The 23,082-nt window shown below is 36.7% G+C and carries 25 protein-coding genes and 3 riboswitches; of the genes, 21 read left to right on the top strand and 4 right to left on the bottom strand.

Going from position 1 to position 23,082, the window contains the following annotated elements; genetic code table 11:
* Nucleotides 1–76: 76 nt before the first annotated feature.
* The 19 genes from ACSBPO_RS18845 (at nt 77) to ACSBPO_RS18755 (ending at nt 18,440) form a co-directional block, all read left to right on the top strand.
* Nucleotides 77–442 carry a hypothetical protein gene (locus ACSBPO_RS18845; RefSeq protein ID WP_442596005.1) on the top strand — a complete coding sequence of 122 codons (366 nt, stop codon included), beginning with the start codon at nt 77–79 and terminating at the stop codon, nt 440–442.
* Nucleotides 443–510: 68 nt separating this feature from the next.
* A riboswitch (SAM riboswitch) is annotated at nt 511–610 on the top strand.
* A gap of 85 nt (nt 611–695) precedes the next feature.
* Nucleotides 696–2,012: an O-acetylhomoserine aminocarboxypropyltransferase/cysteine synthase family protein gene (locus ACSBPO_RS18840; RefSeq protein ID WP_442596004.1), complete on the top strand. Its 1,317-nt coding sequence runs from the start codon at nt 696–698 to the stop codon at nt 2,010–2,012.
* A 139-nt stretch (nt 2,013–2,151) separates the two neighbouring features.
* Nucleotides 2,152–2,259: riboswitch (SAM riboswitch) on the top strand.
* Between the two features lie 143 nt (nt 2,260–2,402).
* Nucleotides 2,403–3,428 carry a methionine ABC transporter ATP-binding protein gene (locus tag ACSBPO_RS18835; RefSeq protein ID WP_442596002.1) on the top strand — a complete coding sequence of 342 codons (1,026 nt, stop codon included), beginning with the start codon at nt 2,403–2,405 and terminating at the stop codon, nt 3,426–3,428.
* Nucleotides 3,421–4,089 carry a methionine ABC transporter permease gene (locus ACSBPO_RS18830; RefSeq protein ID WP_442596000.1) on the top strand — a complete coding sequence of 223 codons (669 nt, stop codon included), beginning with the start codon at nt 3,421–3,423 and terminating at the stop codon, nt 4,087–4,089. The genes ACSBPO_RS18835 and ACSBPO_RS18830 overlap by 8 nt, the downstream gene beginning before the upstream one ends.
* 14 nt (nt 4,090–4,103) lie before the next feature.
* A complete protein-coding gene (locus ACSBPO_RS18825) occupies nt 4,104–4,949 on the top strand; it encodes a MetQ/NlpA family ABC transporter substrate-binding protein (protein ID WP_442595998.1) in 846 nt (281 codons plus the stop codon).
* Between the two features lie 117 nt (nt 4,950–5,066).
* A complete protein-coding gene (locus ACSBPO_RS18820) occupies nt 5,067–5,438 on the top strand; it encodes a carboxymuconolactone decarboxylase family protein (protein ID WP_442595996.1) in 372 nt (123 codons plus the stop codon).
* A gap of 320 nt (nt 5,439–5,758) precedes the next feature.
* Nucleotides 5,759–6,544, top strand: a complete 786-nt coding sequence (gene sufC, locus ACSBPO_RS18815) for a Fe-S cluster assembly ATPase SufC (RefSeq protein ID WP_442595994.1) — start codon at nt 5,759–5,761, stop codon at nt 6,542–6,544.
* Nucleotides 6,545–6,561: 17 nt separating this feature from the next.
* A complete protein-coding gene (sufD, locus tag ACSBPO_RS18810; RefSeq protein WP_442595992.1) occupies nt 6,562–7,872 on the top strand; it encodes a Fe-S cluster assembly protein SufD in 1,311 nt (436 codons plus the stop codon).
* The gene (locus tag ACSBPO_RS18805) at nt 7,872–9,101 is read left to right on the top strand and encodes a cysteine desulfurase (protein ID WP_442595990.1); all 1,230 of its coding nucleotides are present in this window, start codon (nt 7,872–7,874) and stop codon (nt 9,099–9,101) included. Before sufD ends, ACSBPO_RS18805 begins: the two co-directional genes overlap by 1 nt.
* On the top strand, nt 9,091–9,531 hold the full coding sequence (gene sufU / locus ACSBPO_RS18800; RefSeq protein ID WP_442595988.1) for a Fe-S cluster assembly sulfur transfer protein SufU: 441 nt from the start codon (nt 9,091–9,093) through the stop codon (nt 9,529–9,531). Before ACSBPO_RS18805 ends, sufU begins: the two co-directional genes overlap by 11 nt.
* A 162-nt stretch (nt 9,532–9,693) precedes the next feature.
* A complete protein-coding gene (gene sufB, locus ACSBPO_RS18795; protein WP_442595986.1) occupies nt 9,694–11,091 on the top strand; it encodes a Fe-S cluster assembly protein SufB in 1,398 nt (465 codons plus the stop codon).
* A gap of 193 nt (nt 11,092–11,284) precedes the next feature.
* A riboswitch (cyclic di-GMP riboswitch) is annotated at nt 11,285–11,371 on the top strand.
* 48 nt (nt 11,372–11,419) lie between these two features.
* Nucleotides 11,420–11,734 carry a hypothetical protein gene (locus tag ACSBPO_RS18790; RefSeq protein ID WP_442595984.1) on the top strand — a complete coding sequence of 105 codons (315 nt, stop codon included), beginning with the start codon at nt 11,420–11,422 and terminating at the stop codon, nt 11,732–11,734.
* Nucleotides 11,735–11,867: 133 nt separating this feature from the next.
* Entirely contained in the window at nt 11,868–12,716 is an 849-nt protein-coding gene (locus tag ACSBPO_RS18785) for a DUF72 domain-containing protein (RefSeq protein WP_442595982.1), read from the top strand.
* A gap of 67 nt (nt 12,717–12,783) precedes the next feature.
* Complete coding sequence (locus ACSBPO_RS18780; RefSeq protein WP_442595980.1) at nt 12,784–13,608, top strand: sulfite exporter TauE/SafE family protein; 825 nt, start codon at nt 12,784–12,786, stop codon at nt 13,606–13,608.
* Between the two features lie 106 nt (nt 13,609–13,714).
* Entirely contained in the window at nt 13,715–14,017 is a 303-nt protein-coding gene (locus ACSBPO_RS18775) for a YunC family protein (RefSeq protein WP_442595978.1), read from the top strand.
* A gap of 208 nt (nt 14,018–14,225) precedes the next feature.
* On the top strand, nt 14,226–15,323 hold the full coding sequence (locus ACSBPO_RS18770; protein WP_442595976.1) for an HD-GYP domain-containing protein: 1,098 nt from the start codon (nt 14,226–14,228) through the stop codon (nt 15,321–15,323).
* Nucleotides 15,324–15,772: 449 nt separating this feature from the next.
* On the top strand, nt 15,773–16,537 hold the full coding sequence (gene yunB / locus ACSBPO_RS18765; protein WP_442595974.1) for a sporulation protein YunB: 765 nt from the start codon (nt 15,773–15,775) through the stop codon (nt 16,535–16,537).
* 285 nt (nt 16,538–16,822) lie between these two features.
* The gene (locus tag ACSBPO_RS18760; RefSeq protein WP_442595972.1) at nt 16,823–18,337 is read left to right on the top strand and encodes a sodium-dependent transporter; all 1,515 of its coding nucleotides are present in this window, start codon (nt 16,823–16,825) and stop codon (nt 18,335–18,337) included.
* Between the two features lies 1 nt (nt 18,338).
* Nucleotides 18,339–18,440 carry a methionine/alanine import family NSS transporter small subunit gene (locus tag ACSBPO_RS18755; RefSeq protein WP_442595970.1) on the top strand — a complete coding sequence of 34 codons (102 nt, stop codon included), beginning with the start codon at nt 18,339–18,341 and terminating at the stop codon, nt 18,438–18,440.
* Between the two features lie 184 nt (nt 18,441–18,624).
* Here the strand turns inward: ACSBPO_RS18755 and ACSBPO_RS18750 are convergent, their stop codons facing one another.
* Nucleotides 18,625–19,620 (bottom strand): M23 family metallopeptidase, encoded by a 996-nt coding sequence (locus tag ACSBPO_RS18750; protein ID WP_442595968.1) that lies wholly within the window; start codon nt 19,618–19,620, stop codon nt 18,625–18,627.
* Between the two features lie 165 nt (nt 19,621–19,785).
* On the opposite strand from ACSBPO_RS18750, the gene lipA reads away from it, so the two are divergent.
* The gene (gene lipA / locus ACSBPO_RS18745) at nt 19,786–20,706 is read left to right on the top strand and encodes a lipoyl synthase (RefSeq protein WP_442595966.1); all 921 of its coding nucleotides are present in this window, start codon (nt 19,786–19,788) and stop codon (nt 20,704–20,706) included.
* Nucleotides 20,707–20,757: 51 nt separating this feature from the next.
* Here lipA and ACSBPO_RS18740 read toward each other — a convergent pair whose 3' ends face one another.
* Nucleotides 20,758–21,423 (bottom strand): YhcN/YlaJ family sporulation lipoprotein, encoded by a 666-nt coding sequence (locus ACSBPO_RS18740; protein WP_442595964.1) that lies wholly within the window; start codon nt 21,421–21,423, stop codon nt 20,758–20,760.
* A 135-nt stretch (nt 21,424–21,558) separates the two neighbouring features.
* Here ACSBPO_RS18740 and ACSBPO_RS18735 point away from each other — a divergent pair, with 135 nt between their 5' ends.
* On the top strand, nt 21,559–21,834 hold the full coding sequence (locus tag ACSBPO_RS18735) for a YutD family protein (RefSeq protein WP_442595962.1): 276 nt from the start codon (nt 21,559–21,561) through the stop codon (nt 21,832–21,834).
* Between the two features lie 374 nt (nt 21,835–22,208).
* On the opposite strand, the gene ACSBPO_RS18730 is transcribed toward ACSBPO_RS18735, so the two are convergent.
* The gene (locus ACSBPO_RS18730; RefSeq protein ID WP_442595960.1) at nt 22,209–22,505 is read right to left on the bottom strand and encodes a cytosolic protein; all 297 of its coding nucleotides are present in this window, start codon (nt 22,503–22,505) and stop codon (nt 22,209–22,211) included.
* A gap of 85 nt (nt 22,506–22,590) precedes the next feature.
* A complete protein-coding gene (locus ACSBPO_RS18725; protein ID WP_442595958.1) occupies nt 22,591–22,857 on the bottom strand; it encodes a DUF3055 domain-containing protein in 267 nt (88 codons plus the stop codon).
* Between the last annotated feature and the right edge of the window lie 225 nt (nt 22,858–23,082).

Raw genomic sequence — 23,082 nt, 5'->3', positions numbered from 1 at the left:
TTTTGTCGAGAGAAATAAGAAGGATTTTGTGTTAGGAGTAAGAATATGTTAGGGAGAAACTAGTGAGGTGTTGGCTTTGGAAATACTTTATTCATGGGGATCCTCTATAAAACAAAATTCGGCCGTCCAATTATTTATTGATTCACAAGAATTCATGATTACCTTTGAGATTGGTCATGAAGAAATGACTGTATTATTTCAAAATGGAATGATAGAAATAACCAAAATGGTGAAAGCACAAATACCTCAAATCTATATAAAAGGTAATTTAGAATCAATAGAAAAATTATTAAAAGGGCAGTGTTCATTAAGGGAACTCATTTCTCAACAATTCATTATTGTTGAAGCTACGTTTAGAAAAATCCTTTTCTTAGAAACATTATTTAAACTTGCGCATTCGGATTTTATTTCTGAAATTTCTAAAAATAACTTGACGGTATAAAAATTGGTGTGATAAGATTCAGTTAAATTTTATTTCATTAACATCAGTAATACATGAAAACTTAATATTTCTTATCAAGAGAGGTGGAGGGACTGGCCCTTTGAAACCCGGCAACCGGTAATAACACGGTGCTAAATCCAGCAGAGTTTTAACTCTGGAAGATAAGAAGAGATGACAGCTAACCTCTTCTTCGGAAGTGGTTTTTTTATTTTCTTCTAGACTAAAGACTAATAATTAGAAGGAGAGATTGAGAATGAGTGTAAATCAAAAAAATTATCGATTTGAGACATTAAGTGTTCACGGAGGTTTAACACCTGACCCCGTAACAGGGGCTAGAGCAGTTCCGATTTATCAAAATAATGCCTACCAATTTCAGAATACGGAGCATGCTGCCAATCTATTTGCATTAAAAGAGCCTGGTTACATATACACAAGAATACACAATCCAACGGTTACTGTATTTGAAGAAAGAGTTGCTTTGCTAGAAGGTGGTGTAGGGGCGCTAGCCGTTGCAAGCGGTATGGCTGCTATTACATTGGCGATTTTAAACATTGCTCAAGCTGGGGATGAAATCGTTTCGGCTTCGACGCTTTATGGTGGAACCTATAATTTATTTGCGACAACGTTGCCGAAGTATGGAATCACAGTTAGGTTTGTCGATCCCGAAAAGCCGGAGAATTTTGCAGCAGCTATCTCGGAAAAAACAAAAGCCGTTTTTGCTGAAACAATTGGCAATCCGAGTTTAAGAGTATTAGATATCGAAAAGGTATCTGAAATCGCTCATTCCCATGGGATTCCGTTAATCATTGATAATACCTTTGCAACTCCATACCTTTGCAGACCAATCGAATACGGAGCGGACATTGTGGTACATTCAGCCACAAAATGGTTATTAGGTAATGGAACTACACTTGGAGGAATTATTGTTGATGGTGGGAAGTTTGATTGGAATTCTAGCAAGTTCCCTGGATTTAATGAACCTGATCCAAGCTATCATAACTTAGTCTATAGTGAGGCGTTAGGATCCCAAGCTTATATTATTAAGGCAAGAGTTCAACTTCTCCGCGATCTTGGGCCATCACTAAGTCCGCAAAATGCCTTCCAATTCACACTAGGGTTAGAAACACTACATGTTAGAATGAAGGAGCACATTGCCAATACAAAAGTAATTGTACGTTACCTCGAGGAACACTCAGCAGTTGATTGGGTAGGGTATCCAGGTAATGAACCGCATCCTGATTATCACCTAGTCGAGAAATACTTACCAAAAGGTGCTGGGGCAGTGGTTGTTTTTGGCATAAAAGGTGGTAGAGAAGCAGGAGCAAAGTTAATTAATTCGGCTAAGCTCTGGGCACATGTTGCCAATGTAGGAGATGCCAAAAGCTTAATGATTCATCCTGCAAGCACGACGCATCAACAATTAGACAATGAAGGGTTAATAGCTTCAGGAGTTTCAGAAGATTTAATCAGACTATCTATTGGAATCGAAAATGTAGAAGATTTAATAGAAGACTTAGAACAAGCAATTGAAAATGCGACGGGTATACGTTCTATTTCATTACAGGTATAAATGTAAATTGAAAAAATACCCATAAATTATTCTAGAAAAATAGATTGACACCCTACTTTTTCCGTGATACGATATCAATCGTGATTACGAAATTCACTTAAATACATTAACGTGTTAATTAAATATAGTTTGTGGTTTGCTCTTATCAAGAGAGGTGGAGGGATGTGCCCTATGAAGCCCGGCAACCGTCAATATTCGTATTGAAATGGTGCCAATTCACGCAAAGCGTAGCTTTGGGAGATGAGAGAAAGGAAAATCGATGGATTGTGCCTTTCTGCTCATTTGCAGAAAGGCATTTTTATTTTCTTAGAATGATTTTCCCTTAATAACCCAACCCTATGTTTATATATAATTCGAGAATAATAATCCGGAAGTAAAGAGGGTGAAAAAATGATATCGATCAAAAATGTTCAAAAAGTATATTCGTCCAAAAAAGGTCAGGTTAGAGCAGTAGATGATGTGAATTTAGAAATCACTGAAGGCGAAATTTTTGGGGTCATTGGGTATAGTGGTGCAGGAAAAAGTACATTAATCCGTATGCTTAATGGACTTGAAATCCCATCAGCTGGGACCATTACAGTTGCTGAACGTGTCATTTCAAAAATCAAAGGCAGTGACCTTCGTAAGGCAAGACAAGAAATCAGTATGATATTTCAACATTTTAATCTCCTTTGGTCGAGAACAGTTCGAGAGAATATCTCCTTTCCGCTTGAAATTGCTGGGGTAACAAAAGCAGAAAGAATTCGCCGCGTGGATGAGTTGATTAAGCTAGTTGGTCTAGATGGAAGGGAAGATGCTTATCCATCAGAACTCAGTGGTGGTCAAAAGCAAAGAGTAGGGATTGCACGAGCACTAGCTAATAATCCTAAAGTTTTACTTTGTGATGAAGCGACATCTGCTTTGGACCCACAAACAACGGATTCTATACTAGATTTACTAGTTGATATTAATAATCGCTTAGGATTAACGATTGTCTTGATTACACATGAAATGCATGTAATTCAAAAAATTTGCCATCGGGTAGCTGTGATGGAAGGTGGAAAAATAGTGGAGTTAGGGCCGGTGTTAGAAGTGTTTAAAAATCCTCAGCAGCCCATAACAAAACGTTTTGTCCAACAGGTTACAGAACCGGAGGAAACAAAGGAAACAGCTGAGCATCTCATCGGTCGTTATCCAGAAGGAAAAGTCGTTCAGTTAACATTTGTTGGCGAAGCTACTGAGCAACCTGTGATTACGAATCTTATCCGCCATCATAATGTAACCGTTAATATTCTTCAAGGGAAAATTAATCAGACACAGAATGGCTCTTACGGATCATTATTTATCCATATTGATGGAGAGAGTAAAGAAATCACAAAAGCCATCGATTTTATTCGCTCTCAAGCTGTTGGAGTGGAGGTGGTAACAAATGGTTGAAAAGTTCTTTCCAAATGTAAACTGGGAACGAATGTGGCAGGCGACATATGAAACTTTATACATGACAGGGATCTCTGTGTTGGCAACGTTTGTTCTAGGTATTATCCTTGGCCTACTATTGTTTTTAACATCAAAGGATAATATATGGGAAAACAAAGTGATTAACACGATTATCAGCGCATTGGTAAATATTTTTCGATCTATTCCTTTTATTATTCTGATTGTATTATTAATCCCTTTTACTAAATTCATTGTAGGAACCATGATTGGGGAAGATGCTGCATTACCGGCGCTTATAATAGGGGCAGCACCTTTTTATGCACGAATGGTGGAAATAGGGTTAAGAGAAATCAATAAAGGTGTTATTGAAGCAGCCAAATCTATGGGTGCAAAAACGAGCACCATTATTTTAAAAGTTTTACTTCCAGAATCCATGCCAGCATTAGTATCAGGGATAACAGTTACGGCTATATCCTTAGTTGGTTTTACCGCAATGGCGGGTGTTATTGGAGCAGGGGGATTAGGGAATCTTGCTTATTTAGAAGGTTTCCAAAGAAGTCGATTTGACGTCACCTTAATGGCAACAATCGTCATTTTAGTCATCGTTTTTATTATTCAATTCATTGGTGATATTATCACCGCTAAATTAGATAAAAGATAAAGGAGAAATGGAACATGAAAAAATGGTTAAGTGTACTATTATCATTAGCAATGGCATTAGTTCTTGCAGCTTGCGGAACTTCTGAAGAAAAAACAGAGGGTGGAAATGCAGGTAAAGAAGATGGATTAAAGAAATTAGTGGTTGGAGCGTCTAACGTTCCCCATGCTGAAATTTTAGAAGAAGCAAAACCTCTATTAAAAGATAAGGGGATTGACTTAGAAATCACAACTTTCCAAGATTATGTATTACCAAACCAAGCATTAGAATCTGGTGAATTAGATGCAAACTACTTCCAACATATCCCTTACTTAAATGCTCAAATTAAAGAAAATGGATATGACTTTGTCAATGCAGGCGGAATCCACATCGAGCCAATTGGTGTTTACTCAAAAAAATATAAGAGCCTTGATGAACTTCCTGAAGGTGCACATATCATTGTAAGTAACTCAGTTGCAGACCACGGCCGTATCTTAACGATGTTAGAAAACAAAGGTTTAATTAAGTTAAAAGAAGGCGTTGAAAAGACAGAAGCTACCGTTGATGATATTGTAGAAAATCCTAAAAAGTTAAACTTTGACGCAGAATATGAAGCATCTTTACTTCCTCAAATTTATAACAACGGTGAAGGCGATGCGGTGTTAATTAACTCTAACTATGCAATTGATGCAGGATTAAATCCACTTGAAGATTCTATTGCGATCGAAGAAAGCGATTCACCTTATGTAAACGTCATTGCTGTTCGCAAAGGTGACGAAAATAAAGAAGAAATTAAAACATTAGTAGAAGTTCTACGTTCAAAAGAAATTCAAGATTTCATTCTTGAAAAATATAAAGGTGCAGTTGTACCAGTTTCAGAATAATAAGGTTAAGGTCAGAACTTCATAAAGAGTTCTGACCTTTTTCTTTTACTAAAAATGCATAGCACTCATTTGTTGTTATCATACTAATTTTGATATTGATTAGGATGGAGTGAAAACATGGAACATAACAATGAACTAAGAAATTCTACAGAATTAGCTTTACATGAATATAAAGTAGGGTTAGGTACTTTTACGCAAAAAATGCCTAAGTTGGCTCAACATTATAATGCCTTTACAGAGGCATGTTTTGAAGAAGGAGTATTATCCAAAAAGGATAAACAATTAATCGCCCTGGGAATCAGTTTATATTCTCAAGATGAATACTGTATTATTTATCATGTGAAAGGTTGCCTTGATGAAGGAGCCAGTGAAGAAGAGATTTTAGAAGCGGTAGGTGTGACAGCTGCATTTGGCGGTGGAGCAGCTATGAGCCAAGCTGTTACTCTCGTTCAAGAAGCAATGGAAGAGTTAAATCAGTTAAAACAATAAGTAACTTATATAATAAGGAAGAAAATTGCTAAGGGGCAGACTTTTTCAGTCTGTCCCTTATTCTCATACATGAATAAGGGACAATAGAGGAAAAACTAATATGTAATGTAAAATGCCTAATAAAAAAATAGTTTTTAATAAAAATTGATATAAATCAATGATTTTTTCAACAAAATACATTAACATTATCACGGTAGTGTAAATCGTCTTAAATGGTTGCTATCAGATTCTATTTGTTATAAGATTGTAATGAGAATAAAATGAGAATGAGATTTGATGAATGAACAAGTCATCAAATATTATACTTCGGAGGTATAGATATGGCAGGATCAACTTTAACAATTAAAGACTTACATGTAGCGATTGATGGGAAAGAAATCATTAAAGGTTTAAACCTTGAAATAAAAGGTGGAGAAATCCACGCTATCATGGGTCCAAATGGTACAGGGAAATCTACTCTTTCTTCAGCTATTATGGGTCATCCAAAATATGAAGTAACGAGTGGTAGCATAACACTTGACGGTCAAGACGTTCTTGAAATGGAAGTGGATGAGCGTGCCCGTGCAGGTCTTTTCTTAGCTATGCAATATCCAAGTGAAATCAATGGAGTAACGAACGCAGACTTCTTACGTTCTGCTTTAAATAGCCGTCTTGGTGAAGGAAATGAAATCTCACTAATGAAGTTCATCAGAAAAATGGATTCAAAAATGGAATTCCTTGAAATGGATCCAGATATGGCACAACGTTATTTAAATGAAGGTTTCTCTGGTGGGGAGAAGAAGCGTAACGAAATTCTACAATTAATGATGTTAGAACCAAAATTAGCTATATTAGATGAAATCGACTCTGGATTAGATATCGACGCACTGAAGGTAGTATCGAAAGGTATTAACGAAATGCGTGGAGGAGACTTTGGTTGCTTAATTATCACTCACTACCAACGTTTATTAAACTATATCACTCCTGACACTGTGCATGTGATGATGCAAGGTCGTATCGTAAAATCAGGTGGACCTGAGCTTGCACAACGCTTAGAAGCAGAAGGATATGACTGGATCAAGAAAGAACTAGGAATTGAAGACGAAACAGTTGGGCAAGAAGCTTAAGCGTTAGGGGGATCAACATGACAATTGATACAAAACTACCATTTGATCAGGAGTATATCGCTAATTTTTCAAAAGAAAATGGCGAACCTGCATGGTTAACAGAATTAAGAATAAATGCATTATCAAATGCCGTACAATTACCATTGCCAAAGCCTGATAAAACGAAAATTGATAAGTGGAACTTCACACAGTTTGATACTCATCAAGTGAAAAGCAACGCTTACCAATCTTTATCAGATCTACCTAAAGCGGTAAAGGTATTAGTAGATACGGAATCACAAAATAGAAATTTATATATCCAAAACAATACAACACCAGCTTACTTGGAGGTTTCTTCTGAGCTAAAAGAAAGTGGAGTTATTTTTACAGATATCTTTTCAGCAGCAAGAGAACATGGTGAATTACTTCAAAAGTATTTCATGACAAATGGTGTAAAGATTGATGAACATAAATTAACAGCTCTACATGCCGCATTGGTTAATGGTGGAATTTTCCTCTATATTCCTAAGAATGTAGAATTAAAAGAACCTATTCAGGCTATTTTTGTTCACGACGATGCTTCATTAAATCTTTTTAACCATGTATTAGTGGTTGCTGAGGATAATAGTAAAGTAACATATGTTGAGAATTATGTATCAACAATGGATACAGCTAATGGAATTTTCAATCTTGTTACAGAAGTAGTAGCAAATTCTAATTCTAAAGTACAATACGGTGCAGTTGACAACTTAAACAAAGGTGTAACAACTTATGTGAATCGTCGTGGCGTGGCTGGGAAAGATGCACGTATTGAATGGGCATTAGGGTTAATGAATGATGGAAATACGATTTCTGAAAATATCACAAACTTAATCGGTGATGGTTCTTTCGGTGATTCAAAAACGGTTGTAGTTGGACGTGGAAATCAAATTCAAAACTTTACAACAAGTATTGTGCATTTTGGGAAAAACACAGATGGATTTATTTTAAAGCATGGTGTTATGAAGGATGAAGCTTCTTCCATCTTTAATGGAATTGGTAAAATTGAGCATGGTGCTTCTAAATCTAATGCAGAGCAAGAATCACGTGTTTTAATGCTTAGCGAAAAAGCTCGTGGCGACGCAAACCCAATCCTTTTAATTGATGAAGATGACGTTACAGCAGGTCACGCAGCTTCAGTTGGAAGAGTAGACCCATTACAGCTTTACTATCTAATGAGTAGAGGGATTTCAAAAACTGAAGCAGAACGTCTTGTTATTCACGGTTTCTTAGCTCCAGTTGTAACAGAGCTTCCTATTGAAGCGGTTAAGAAACAATTAACCGAAGTGATTGAAAGGAAAGTAAGATAATGAATATCCAGGATATTCGAAATCAATTTCCGATTCTTAATCAAGAAGTCAATGGCCGACCACTTGTTTACCTAGATAGTGCTGCTACCTCTCAAAAGCCTATTCAAGTAATTGAGGCTGTAGACAACTACTATCGTCAATATAATTCTAACGTTCACCGTGGTGTTCATACGTTAGGAACACGAGCAACGGACGGGTATGAAGGTGCTCGTGAAAAGGTTCGTAAGTTTATTAATGCAAGATCCACGGAAGAGATTATTTTCACACGTGGTACAACAACTTCACTAAACACAGTAGCTGCTAGCTATGGGGCAGCAACACTAAATGAAGGTGATGAGATTGTGATCTCTCATATGGAGCATCATAGTAATATCATCCCATGGCAGCAAGTTGCAAAAAGAACAGGAGCACAACTCAAATATCTACCATTACAAGAAGATGGTTCGATTTCTTTAGAAGATGTTAGAGCAACTGTTAATAATAATACAAAAATCGTTTCCGTTATGCAGGTTTCCAATGTACTTGGGGTAGTCAATCCAATCAAGGAAATAGCGAAAATTGCTCATGAACATGGGGCAATCATGGTTGTCGATGGTGCTCAAAGTACACCTCATATGAAGGTGGATGTTCAAGATTTAGATTGTGATTTCTTCGCTTTTTCTGGACATAAGATGTGCGGACCAACTGGAATCGGAGTACTTTATGGTAAGAAAAAGCTATTGGAAAACATGGAGCCAGTTGAATTTGGCGGTGAAATGATTGATTTTGTTGAGCTATATGATTCAACATGGAAAGAGCTTCCTTGGAAGTTCGAAGGTGGTACGCCAATTATTGCAGGAGCAATTGGTTTAGGAGCTGCTATCGATTTTCTTGAGCAGATTGGATTAGACCAAATTGCTGAACATGAACATAAGCTATCAGCTTATGCGATGGAAAAAATGTCGACAGTTGATGGAATAACCATTTTTGGACCTAAAGATCCATCTAAAAGAGCAGGACTTGTTACTTTTAATTTAGATGATGTACATCCACATGATGTAGCTACTGTTTTAGACGCAGAAGGAATTGCCGTTCGCGCAGGTCATCATTGTGCTCAACCATTGATGAGATGGCTGAAACAATCTGCAACTGCAAGAGCTAGCTTCTACCTATATAACACGGAAGAAGATATTGACAAGCTTGTAGAAGGGCTAGTCAAAACAAAGGAGTACTTTAGCGATGTCTTTTAATAATTTAGATGCCTTATATCGTCAAGTCATAATGGATCATTATAAAAATCCGCGTAATAAGGGTGTTATTGAGGACGGAAGTTTAACGATAAATATGAATAACCCTACTTGTGGTGACCGCATCCAGTTAACCATGAATGTAGAAGATGGTATTGTAACAGACGCGAAATTTGAAGGTGAAGGATGCTCAATATCCATGTCTTCTGCATCCATGATGACTCAAGCTATTAAAGGGAAAAAGATGGACGATGCGTTAAAGATGTCTACTATTTTCTCTAATATGATGCAAGGAAAAGAATATGACGAAGATATCGACCTTGGCGATATTGAGGCTTTACAAGGTGTATCCAAGTTCCCGGCAAGAATCAAATGTGCAACACTAGCCTGGAAGGCAATGGAAAAAGGGCTAAAAGAAGAGGAACAAAAATAATCTTAGAAAATCGGGTAAGCTGTCTAGCTCCAGCGCTTAGCCCCTCGAGGTCATAAGCCAATCCCTGAATGAAGGCAAAGAACGCCTTCTTTCAGTGCTCGTCTTATGCTTGTCGGGGCTGATCAAAGCGCTTCCGCTTTTCTAATAGAGGAGGATTCGACGATGGCAAAAAAAGCGCCTGAAATCGGTGATTATAAATATGGCTTTGCCGACAAAGATGTCTCTATTTTCCGTTCTAAACGCGGATTAACTAAAGAAATCGTAGAAGAAATTTCAAGAATGAAACAAGAGCCACAATGGATGTTAGATTTCCGTCTAAAATCATTAGAGCATTTTTATAGTATGCCAATGCCACAATGGGGCGGCGATATGGCATCATTAAATTTTGAGGAAATCACTTATTATGTAAAACCATCTGAGAAAACAGAGCGTTCTTGGGATGAAGTTCCTGAAGAAATAAAGGCTACTTTTGATAAACTAGGGATTCCTGAAGCAGAACAAAAGTATCTTGCTGGGGTTTCTGCACAGTATGAATCTGAGGTAGTTTACCATAATATGCAGGAAGATCTTGAAGCACTTGGAATTGTATTTAAAGATACAGATTCTGCTCTTAAAGAAAATGAAGATCTTTTCCGTGAGCACTGGGCAAAGGTTATTCCGCCGACAGATAATAAATTTTCTGCATTAAACTCAGCTGTTTGGTCTGGTGGCTCGTTTATCTATGTTCCTAAGGGTGTCAAGGTAGAAACGCCATTACAAGCATACTTCCGTATTAACTCTGAAAATATGGGACAATTTGAACGTACGTTAATTATTGTTGATGAAGGTGCACATGTACATTATGTTGAAGGATGTACAGCGCCCGTTTACACAACGAACTCTCTACACAGTGCAGTAGTTGAAATCATCATTAAGAAAGATGCATATTGCCGTTATACAACCATTCAAAACTGGGCAAACAACGTATATAACCTAGTAACGAAGCGTGCGGTTTGTGAAGCAAACGCAACAATGGAATGGATTGACGGAAACATCGGATCTAAATTAACAATGAAATATCCTGCTGTTATTTTAAAAGGAGAAGGCGCACGTGGTATGACACTTTCCATTGCAATCGCAGGTAAAGGTCAGCATCAGGATGCTGGGGCTAAGATGATTCACTTGGCACCAAATACTTCTTCAACGATTGTTTCAAAATCTATATCAAAACATGGCGGTAAGGTAACATATCGTGGAATTGTTCATTTTGGACGTAAAGCAGAAGGTGCTCGTTCAAACATTGAGTGTGATACGTTAATTATGGATAACCAATCCACGTCAGATACGATTCCGTACAATGAAATTTTAAATGACAATATCTCTTTAGAGCATGAAGCAAAAGTATCAAAGGTGTCAGAGGAACAATTATTCTATCTGATGAGCCGTGGTGTTTCTGAACAAGAAGCAACAGAAATGATTGTAATGGGCTTTATTGAACCATTTACAAAAGAACTTCCAATGGAATACGCCGTTGAAATGAACCGCCTAATCAAGTTCGAAATGGAAGGTTCTATCGGATAAAAGTCAATCCGTCTACTTACAAGTAGGCGGATTTTTTTATGGAGCGGAAATCCATAATCCAAGATAACAAAGTCTCCATTCTTTAAAAAAAATGGTAAAATCTACTGACGAAAAATGAGGAAATGTGTCGAAATACCTATTTTTATCATAAAAATATAATAGTAAAATGTAACTAACATTCATGCTTTGTTGTAATAAAGTTAGGCAAACTTATCGAAAGGTAAGGACGCAAAGCTACGGGTCTAAGGTTCGAATGAACGATGATCGCCGGGTTGCCGCAACCTCATTATGTTGACGTAGCTGTTTGCCTTCGGAAGGAGAAGTAAACTTGAATAATAATAAACACCATATCGAGGGAATGATTGAAAATTTTTTTGAATTGCTAAAGGAATATTCTGATACTCCTGAAAACGCTGAAATTTTTATTAATTATATTCGATTATTTCTACGGACAAAATCGGGAACTCCATTACCTACAGTTGAAATGATGTCCCTCATCAAAAAGAAAAAGCCAGAGATTTTTGCCGTTATTCGACAACGTGGAAAATCAGACCTTCTGCTTGAATTCGTAACAGGAATACATATGGATACTGAAAATGCAGAGGATAGAATGAGACAATATCTTTCGAAAATAGCGATCTAATAATCGATACCGTTAAGGCACAAGTCCTAACGGTTTTATTTTTTGTTCATATACTAATTCTTTTAAAAATTATGTTAATATTATTAGGGAAACGAAACTTTAACATTGAATTCAACAAATGGGGGGGAATGGATTGATCTATATTGGTTTAACAGGATGGGGTGATCATGACCAGCTTTATACAGCTGGAACTTCATCACGTGACAAACTAAAAGCCTATGCTTCTCATTTCCCTACTGTGGAAGTAGACACCTCTTTTTATGCGATTCAACCAAAAAGAAATACGGAAAAATGGGTAATGGAAACACCAAAATCGTTTCAATTTGTCGTTAAAGCTTATCAAGGGATGACAGGACATCAAAGAGGTGACATTCCTTTTGATAGCCCAAAAGATATGTTTATGGCTTTTAAGGAATCCATTAACCCTTATATAGAAGCAAAAAAATTAGCAATGGTATTATTCCAGTTTCCTCCTTGGTTTGATTGTAAACGTGAAAATGTAGAATATATAAGGTTTTGTAAAAATGAAATGGGAGATATTCCATGTGCATTAGAATTTCGTCATCAATCCTGGTTTTATCCTAATTATAGGGATAAGACTTTAGAGTTTATGAGAAAGGAAAAATGGATACATAGTATTTGCGATGAACCACAAGCAGGTCTGGGATCAGTACCTATCATCCTTGAAACGACAGATCCTAAAGAAGTTTTAGTTCGATTTCATGGAAGAAACATTCATGGTTGGCAACAGAGAAAAGGAGTTAATTGGCGCGAGGTTAGGTATTTATATCGGTATAATAAAGAAGAGCTGATGGACTGGGTCTCTAAAATCAGAGAATTAGAAAAGATGACCCAAAACTTGTATGTCCTTTTTAATAATAATTCAGGTGGGGACGCTGCCGATAACGCTAAAGAGTTTATGTACTTATTAAATATAGAGTATACCAATCTTGGTCCAAGGCAGCTCGATTTATTTTCATAGAAAATAGTGCAAGGGAAACCTTATATAAAAAGCAGAAAAGTAATGAAATTAAAGGGGAAAATAAAAAATGGAATGGGTTATATTAGTCATAATTGGGTTAGTGGCAAGTTCTCTCGGATCTCTAATTGGTCTTGGTGGGGGGATTATTATTGTTCCTGCCTTATTATATATTGGAACTTACACAGATTTACTTGGTGACATTCCTCCACAAATTGCAGTAGGAACAACATCAATTATTTTAATCGTAACAGGTTTATCATCAACGCTCTCCTATATGAAGCATAAAACGGTTGATTATAAAAGTGGATTTACCTTTTTTGTTGGAAGTGCTCCTGGTGCCATTATTGGGGCATGGGTAAATAAAGCACTTGATGTGCACTCGTTTAACTTATATTTTGGATTTTTTATGATTTTTGTTGGGATATTACTGATCGTAAAAAATAAACTAAAGCCACTTAAGCTCCGCACGGATAAAGGGATTGTTAGAACCTTTACGGATCCAAGCGGTGAGACCCATCAATATGGATTCCAACCTCTTTTAGGTTTTATCGTTTCTTTTGTTGTGGGATTTAGCTCTGGACTATTTGGAATTGGCGGAGGATCATTGATGGTCCCAGCTATGATTCTTATCTTCTTATTTCCTCCACACGTTGCGGTGGCTACATCTATGCTTTTAGTATTCTTATCAGCCCTTGTTAGTTCTGCCACACATATTAGCTTAGGAAATGTTAATTGGTGGTTTGCTTTAGCCTTAGTTCCAGGAGCATGGTTTGGAGCAAAGATTGGTTCATTTTTGAACACGAAGATTAAAAGTAATACTCTTGTGAATATTTTACGAGCATTCTTTATAATCATGGGACTTCGATTAATCTATCAAGGTATATTTGGATAAGGGGTTATAAACCTAATCATCTTAAAGGATTTTATCTTTTTATCCATAAATTATACACGCTTTTTTCTTTTCCACATAATGTGGTTAGGAAAGGAGCGGATGCAAAATGATGGAACTTTCACCGGTTTTAATTGAAGGACATACTTTCTTGGCTGTAACCGTTAAACTTCCAAAAACGACTCTTTTAGTGGTAACGAATGATAAGGGTTACATTATGTGTGGTGCTCTTGATGTTGGGTTGCTTAATGAAAAATTAAAGGACCGAAAAATAATTGCTGGAAGAGCTGTAGGAGTTAAAACGATTGAGCAGCTATTAGATGCACCATTGGAATCCATAACTTTTGAAGCAGAAAGTTTGGGCATCCACAAAGGTATGATTGGAAAAGAAGCATTATTAAAAATGATATAAGGGCGTTGCTAAAAATGGCAGCCCTTTTTCTTATGGGGAAGAAAGCTGTTTACCAAGGCGCTTGCGCTTTTCTTTTAAAATACACAACTATTGGCATATGAAGAGATACTTGAAAAATTGAATCTTTTGATGGGATAATAGAATGAAAGTCTTTGTCGAATATTGTAAAAATTAGAAGATTAAAGAATGATAATTTTAGGAGAAACCAATGAGATTAGTGGCAACCCAAACAGTAGAGAGTGGAGCAATACTCGGGAAACCTATCTATAATGAAAAGGGACAGGTTCTTTTAAATGAAGGAGTTAGTTTAAGTTCAATCGTTTTAAAACGTTTATTAAATTTAGGCATACATTTTATTTATATAAAGGATCAAAAAACGGAAAATATAACCGTCACTGATTCTATTTCTGAGAAACTCAGAAAGGAAGCGATTCTAACAATAGAATCAACTTTTCAAGAAATTTATCGGGCGCCTCAAAAGGATCTTTCTCTTATTATGGAGAAATCCTCTAAACAATTTAAAGGTTTAATTCGACAACTATTATTGGAACTTAAAAATAACCCTAATTTGATCACACTCTTATCTGATGTTTATACATATGATAATTATATTTTTACCCATTCACTAAATGTAACCATGTACACCATAGCCATAGGTCTTGAACTAAAGCTTTCTTCCAAGGAGCTTGAAATTTTAGGACTTGGTGCGATTTTACATGATGTTGGGAAAATGAAGATTCCCGAAGATATACTCTTCAAACCAGGTCGACTTACAGAAGAAGAGTATGAGAAAGTGAAATTGCATGCAGAGGATGGTTATCAAATTCTTAAAAACGTTCCAAGCCTTCCTTTATTAGTGGCTCATTGTGCATTTCAACATCATGAACGTATAAATGGATCTGGTTATCCTAGAGGGATAAATGGGGAAGACATGCACCTTTATGGAAAAATAATTGCCGTTGCAGATGTTTTCGACGCTGTGACTTCCAATAGAGTGTATCGGAATGCCATGCTTCCTCATGAAGGACTAGAAATTCTTTATGCGGGCTCGGGAAGTCTTTTTGAGCCAAAAGTGATTGAAGCCTTTCGAAAGTCAATTGCCATTTACCCGAATGGATTAACCGTTGAATTAAATGATGGTCGAAAAGGTGTTGTTTCTCAACAAAATGCTGGCTTATGTGATCGGCCAATCATTAGAATATTAGAAGAGGACGGTCAACCAATCCCCCAACCTTATGAATTAGACTTAAAAAAGGAACTTTCATACATGATCACCAAATGTGATACCACAATGAAAAAAGAATAGAGCCATGGCTCTTCCACTTTTTATAATCTAGTTCCAGAGCCTAGCCCCTCGAGTCAAATAACCTCGGTCTCATGAAGTCAAAAAGCGACTTCAGGAGCCCGAGAACATTTGCTTATCGGGGCTGAACGAGGCTCTTCCACTTTTTTAATCTAGTTCCAGAGCCTAGCCCCTCGAGGTCAAATAACCTCGAGCTCATGAAGTCAAAAAAACGACTTCAAGAGCTCGAGAACATTTGCTTGTCGGGGCTGACCAAGGCTCTTCCACTTTTTTAATCTAGTTCCAGAGCCTAGCCCCTCGAGGTCAAATAACCTCGAGCTCATGAAGTCAAAAAAACGACTTCAAGAGCTCGAGAACATTTGCTTGTCGGGGCTGACCAAGGCTCTTCCACTTTTTTGTGTACTTTATCCCCTCTTTACAGCATAGACATAGCTTGTAAGGGGGGATTTGTCTTGGCAAAATTTCGCGGGCCATTGCCCCGTAGAGGCCCATTACCTTTTCGCTATGTTTTTTTATTAACATTTGTTTTTTTTACTTTTTCAACTGCAACAGGGTTATGGGTTATTAATAAAGGGATAGAACCTACATTAATGGCTTATGCAGAAAGTCAGACGAAGAAAATTGCTACGCTGGTTATTAGTAAAGCCATTAATAAAAGAATAGTTAATGGTATGAATATCAATGATATAATCGAAACAACGACAACTGATGAAAATGGAACTATGGTTAAACTAAATACAGAAATCATAAATAGGGTAATGTCAGAAACTCAAACTTTAATTCATATGAATTTAAAAGAGGCAGAACGAGGAAATCTAGAATCATTAGAGTATATCACAGATGTGGAAATTGACTTAGATGAGTCGAGAAAAGAAAAGGGGATTGTTTATGAGGTGCCACTTGGTCAGGCAACAAATAATGCCTTACTTGGTAACTTAGGTCCAAAAATTCCTGTTCGTTTTAATGCTGTAGGTGAAGTGGAAGTAAATCCAAGACCAGAATTAAAACCATTTGGTATTAATAATGCTTGGATTGCTGTTTATATTGAAGTAAAGGTTGATGTTCAAATTATAGTACCATTTGCTACTAAAGTTACCACTGTAACGCAGGATATCCCGGTTGCAATGGGAACCATTCCAGGAAAAGTACCGCAATTTTATAATGGGGCAGGTGGCGATGGTTCCGGCCCTTCTATTGAACTTCCATTAGAGCCATAGTAAAAAAAGCAAGGTATCTTACGTACCTTGCTTTTTCACATTGGTATGGCAAAAAGTATTATTAATTGAATAACTTTATTTAATGAAAGCGATTACTATTTCTATATAAAATCAGAGTAAATAGCTGGTAAAAAAAACTACTGAATTTTTTAAAATAATGTTTTGACTTGTGTCCTAAAAGTGGCTATACTAGTCATAGATTATACTAAATAGTCAGAAAATAATAAAACTTCCAAACTTTCTATTTATTTTAGAAATTTATGGAAGCACAGGGGGAAAAAATTTATGGAAAATCGTCCACAATGGGGAACGAGAGCTGGCTTTATCTTAGCGGCAGTGGGTTCAGCAGTTGGACTAGGAAACATTTGGCGTTTCCCAGCTGTTGCCTATGAAAATGGAGGAGGAGCATTCTTCTTACCGTATTTATTTGCACTACTTACAGCAGGTATTCCACTACTAATTCTTGAATTCACTTTAGGTCACAAATATAAAGGATCTGCTCCACTATCCATAGCTCGCCTTAGCAAAAAGTCTGAATGGCTTGGTTGGTGGCAATTAGCTATATCTTTCGTGATTTCAACGTATTATGCTGTTATTATTGCATGGGCCTTCTCTTATTCTAAATTCTCTTTAAGCCTAGCTTGGGGGAAAGAACCAGGTGATTTCCTTTTTGGAGATTTTTTACACCTTGCTGAAAAGCCAGGACAAATTGGTGGAGTAGTACCTGGAGTATTTATTCCGTTAGTATTAGTTTGGATTGTTACATTAGGTGTTTTATTTAAAGGTGTTAAAAAAGGAATTGAACTAGCGAATAAAGTAATGATTCCTACACTTGTCGTGTTATTCTTAATTATCGTTGTTCGCGCCTTAACTTTAGATGGTGCAGCACAAGGGTTAGATGCTTTCTTTAAACCAGACTGGAGCAAAATTGCTAGTCCAAAAGTTTGGGTTGCTGCTTATGGTCAGATTTTCTTTAGTTTATCGATCGGTTTTGCTATTATGATTACTTATTCTAGTTATTTACCAAAGAAAACAGACCTTACAAACAGTGCTTTTATTACCGGTTTCGCAAATTCTGGTTTTGAATTATTAGCTGGTATTGGTGTTTTCTCAGCTTTAGGATTTATGGCTGCACAGCAAGGTGTACCTGTTAGTGAAGTTGTATCTGCTGGTGTAGGGTTAGCATTCGTTGTATTCCCACAAATAATTAATGAATTCCCAGCATTTAATGAATTTTTCGGAGTAGCATTCTTCTTATGCTTATCTCTAGCTGGGTTAACGTCTTTAATTTCGATTGTAGAAACCTATATCGCTGGGGTTCAAGATAAATTCAAAGTATCCCGTAATAAAGCAGTAGCTTTTGGTGGAGGAATTTCAGCACTTCTTTCGATTTTATTTGCCACAAATGGCGGTCTATATTTCCTAGATGCAGCTGATAATTTCATTAATCAATTTGGTATCGTAGTAGCTGGATTTGTAGAAGTAGTATTAGTAGCTTGGGTTGTGAAAGAACTTAAAAATCTTCAAGCACATGCTAATAGCGTTTCTGACGTAAGACTTGGTTCTTGGTGGAGAATATGCTTAAGTATTATCACACCAATCGTTCTTGGTTATATGATGATTCAAAACTTTATTACAAACATAAAAGAAAATTATGGGGGTTACCCAACAGGCTTTGTTATTAGTTCAGGCTGGTTGGTAGCTGCAGGAGCATTAGTTGTAGGTATCCTATTTATGTTATTCAAATGGGATAAAAATGCATTAACTGTTCCTAGTGAACAAGAAAAGGAGGTCTCTTAATATGTCAGCAAGTGCAATTACAATGATGATTGTTGGGATAGTCATTATATGGGGTGGCCTCGCAGTTAGTGTAACCAATGCAGTAGTAAAGAGTAAAAAATAAATCGAAAAAATAGAGGGAGGACTAAAAGTCCACTCTCTATTTTTTTCTCATCTAGCTCTAGCGCCTAGCCCCTCGATGGAAGAAGAAAAGTCACTTCTTCCTTGGTCAAATAACCTCTAACCCATGAAGTCAAAAAACGACTTCTTGGGTTAGAGAACCTTTGCTTGTCGGGGCTAACAAGGCGCTACCGCTTTTGTCGATTCCGTATTCTTTCTTGTCTTTCCCAAAGTCTTAAATGTGGATACGGATCGTATGACCATTCTGTATAACCATTATCTTTATACATTCCATAATGAAGATGCGGGGGGAATTTTCCAGATGTTCCTGGTGGTCCATAACCGGAGCTGCCAACCCCACCAATCAGCATACCCGGTTCAACTATTTGACCAACTTTTAAGTCCTTCGCAAATCCACTTAGATGGGCAAAATAGTGGTAAGTATTATTAATATCTCTAATACCAATTCTCCATCCACCATAACGGTTCCATCCTTTCATTTCGACGATTCCATAGCTCGTTGCGCGTACAGGAACTCCGTAATCGGCAAAAATATCTGTCCCTTCATGAATTCGTCTGCCACCCCAACCTCTAGCGTCACCCCATGTATTTTTATAACTATGGTTACTTCTTAGTGGGACAGGAAAAGAATGAGCATCTAAGTCTAAACGCCCTAAATGCTTATATATTTGGGCTTTTCCGACAATAATTCCTACTGTTTTATCACGCTTATAATAGTTCCATAATCCAATTTTTATGTTGTCATGGTCAATTCCATAAGAAAGGAGATAATTAGCAAAAGCGTGGAGAACATCCTCATCATTGGATAGACTCGCCTTACCATCTCCATCACCATCAAAGCCAATTCCATCGAAAAATTGAATGGAACTAGGATTTTCATCTCTAGGGTTTGGATTCAATAATCCAGACCATTGTTCAGGCTGAAAATAAATCCCAATTAATCCCGTTGGTTTTGGTAAGTCCCTTCGAACTTGACGTATATTTCGCTCATATTGATCGATTGCGGCAAAATAATACCATGGGATTTGTGTCACAGCTTCTACTTTTTTATATAGCTGTAATCTTTCTGTGTAAATATCCTTTTCTTCCTCTGCTTTTATTTTAGACGGAGAAAGTGAACAGACAAGAAAAAATGAGAGAAATAATACAATAACGTTCTTCATTTTAATCCTCCCTTCCGAAAGTCATGTATAACTATATTCTGCATTTATTTAGTCATAAAATGTTCTTTAAATATTGGAAAATGAAAATTTCTCTAGCTTGTTCATCTATTTTTAGTATGATAAAGTGGCATAAGAAGGAATCACTTTTTATTATTAAGGGGTGGGATGATTTTGAGTAAGAGCGAGCACTTAAGAAAACCTGAATGGTTAAAAATAAAGTTAAATACCAATGAAAATTACACCGGCTTGAAGAAGATGATGAGGGAAAAAAACCTTCATACGGTTTGTGAAGAAGCAAAGTGTCCTAATATCCATGAGTGCTGGGCTGTCCGTAGAACTGCCACCTTTATGATTTTAGGAGATGTTTGTACGCGTGCGTGCCGTTTTTGTGCGGTAAAAACTGGATTACCAACCGAACTGGACTTAAAAGAGCCCGAGCGTGTGGCAGAATCCGTTTTCCACATGAACCTAAAACATGTCGTTATTACAGCAGTAGCAAGGGACGATTTAAAAGATGGAGGAGCTGCTGTTTTTGCGGAAACCGTACGAGCAGTCAGAAGAAAAAATCCATTCACGTCCATCGAGGTTTTACCATCCGATATGGGTGGAGTAGAAGAAAACTTAAGAACCTTAATGGAAGCAAAACCGGATATTTTAAATCATAATATTGAAACGGTAAGAAGACTCACTCCAAGAATTAGAGCGCGCGCTCAATATGACCGTTCCCTTGAATTTTTGCGTCGAGCGAAAGAAATGTTGCCTGAAACTCCAACTAAATCAAGCATTATGATTGGTCTTGGCGAAACAAAGGAAGAAATTATTCAAGCAATGGATGATTTGCGTGCAAATCATGTAGATATCCTAACAATTGGGCAATATCTGCAACCAACCAAAAAACACTTAAAAGTAGAGAAATATTATAGTCCGGATGAATTTAAAGAATTAAGAGATATCGCTATGACAAAAGGCTTTAGTCATTGTGAAGCAGGTCCACTTGTGCGTTCCTCTTACCATGCAGACGAACAAGTGAATGCAGCTGCTAAGAAAAAGCAAGAACTATCAGAGATGGAAGTAAAAGAAGCATAATAAAAAGGCGGAAGCTTAATGGCTTCCGCTTTTTATATATATAGACCTTTTTTAGCGATTTTGCATTTTTGTTGTATGTGGGCTATAGCCTCGATCGGGTTTGTCATCCATTTCATCTTTGGTAACTCCGTTTTCGTTTTCGGAATCACTCATCGGTCGCCCTTGAGGAGACTTAAGCATCTGAACAATAAGTTGATCAACTATGCTATCGATATTTCGACTATTTGAGTCTAATGTAGCGTAGCTCTCAACATTTTTGATTAAATTAGGGTTATCGGTCACATACACATGGTAAAATCTTGGAACAACTGACATAGCTGTACGTTTTACCTGGTCTGCTGTTAAATTGCGGTCTTTACTATCCGTGTTATAGGCAATTAACACTTCTTCGTCTGTTACAAGTGTGGCAACATCATGCACATTCGGAATATCTGTGCTTAATTTACTAATACTATCAGCCACTTTTTCACGGTCAATCGCTAAATAATGATCGCCATTATTTCGGCCATTTATTGGACTCTTTTGATGTCTAACATAACCAAAGTCTCCGCTATTATTTGTGTTTTTTACATTATAAATATCTGCTCTTTCATCATTTACATTTATCGTATTGCCACTCTCTTCGTATATATCATCACGACCAGCCATTTCGTTTGCACCACAACCAGTTAACGCTAATAAACCGCTTAATCCTAAAGTCATGAACATCTTGTTCACTTTTCAACACCCCCTCATTTATAGAATGACCATGATTTTTACTTTTTCTCTTAGTAATTCATGGTGAATGAGTTATAATGAAGAAAAGTATGAACAGATAAATAATGGAATTTGTATATAGTGAGGTGTGTAAAGATGATACAAATTAATAATATAATGTATGAAGTAGTGAAAGAGCATCGAGATGGTTTTAATGAAGAAGCCTTTCGTGCCAGATATAGTGATATTTTAACTCGTTATGATTATATAGTTGGGGATTGGGGTTATGGCCAATTGCGACTAAGAGGCTTTTTTGATGATCAAAATCAAAAAGCTACATTTGATACGAAAATAAGCACCTTAAGCGAATATCTTTACGAATATTGTAATTTTGGCTGTGCTTATTTTGTCCTTAAGCGGGTAAATAAATAATTAACGGATTTATTCAGCTGATAATCCTTACTGGGTTATGAAGGACAAAATTCGTTTAGTTTACCTAGGAAATGTCCTTCATCGGTGTTATGAAGGACAAAAATCATCCGTTTTTCCATGAAATGTCCTTCATCGGGGATATGAAGGACAAAACTCAACCGATTTTCCCATGAAATGTCCTTCATCAGGGTTATGAAGGACAAAACTCAACCGGTTTTTCCATGAAATGTCCTTCATCGGGGTTATGAAGTACAAAAATCATCCTGTTTTCCCCAAAATATATCCTTCATCCCGAGAAGATGAAAGACAAAAATACTATATAAAAAGAGGGTGCCTCTAAAAGTTATACTTTTAGGGCACCCTCTTTTTATAAATTAATGTTCCAGATAATCTTCGTAAGGTGGTTGCTTCCCCGTTTTGGGGTCATCATGTGTAGGGTGTGCCCCCTCCATTTGCCTTGGAAGATTTTCATGGAAAGTTTTGAATTCATAGTTAAAGGCACTATAAAATCTTTGCCCTTCTTTCCACGGAGTTCGTTTGTTTTGGACAGGCTCTGTTTCTCCACCAGGAGCACCATAAGGTCCTTCTGGCATATGGTTCACTGTTAAAAAGTTTCTTTGAGCCTCAACATTAGAAAAATCACTGTAAACTTCTTTGTCCTTATCCTTCATGTTTTCACCTCTGTTAAAAAAGCTTCGACAAAATCAGAAAATAGCTTTTTTATTATTATGAACAGAAGCTCGTGAAAACATTTTATCAAATACATTCGTATAGAAAATCTCTTAACTCTGCGGCTTCTTCTTCAGATAAATCAAAGGCATATTCTAGATAGCCCTCTTCTTTAAGATCGTCTTCTCCAAGAATCGCGTATTTGTTTCCTTGTAAATTTAGGACTAGCTGCTTGCCATAATGTCGCTGTGTTGAGGTAATTGCTAAATCGTATCTTTGATGTTCTCCGACAAAGCTGACAAATCTAGTCTTTGTATCTTCTCTATCATCGTATAAAAAAATTCTTTCACTCATGATATACCTCCGCTTGTTTGTACAGAAATAATGCTACTTGGTTAAATTTATCATAAGTAGCAAGAAAAACCCACTATTCCATGTTATTTTAGGTTATAATACGATAACAATTGTTTAGATTTGTAGAAGAATGGAAAGAGTATCATAATTATGTCATTTTTTCTACAGGAAAAAATACGTAATTCTACAAAATATGATACAATATAGGTAATATTTTAACGTTCA

This window comes from Neobacillus sp. D3-1R (assembly GCF_052180215.1).
Classification (GTDB): domain Bacteria; phylum Bacillota; class Bacilli; order Bacillales; family Cytobacillaceae; genus Pseudoneobacillus.
This window is presented reverse-complemented; position numbering and strand designations above follow the sequence as displayed.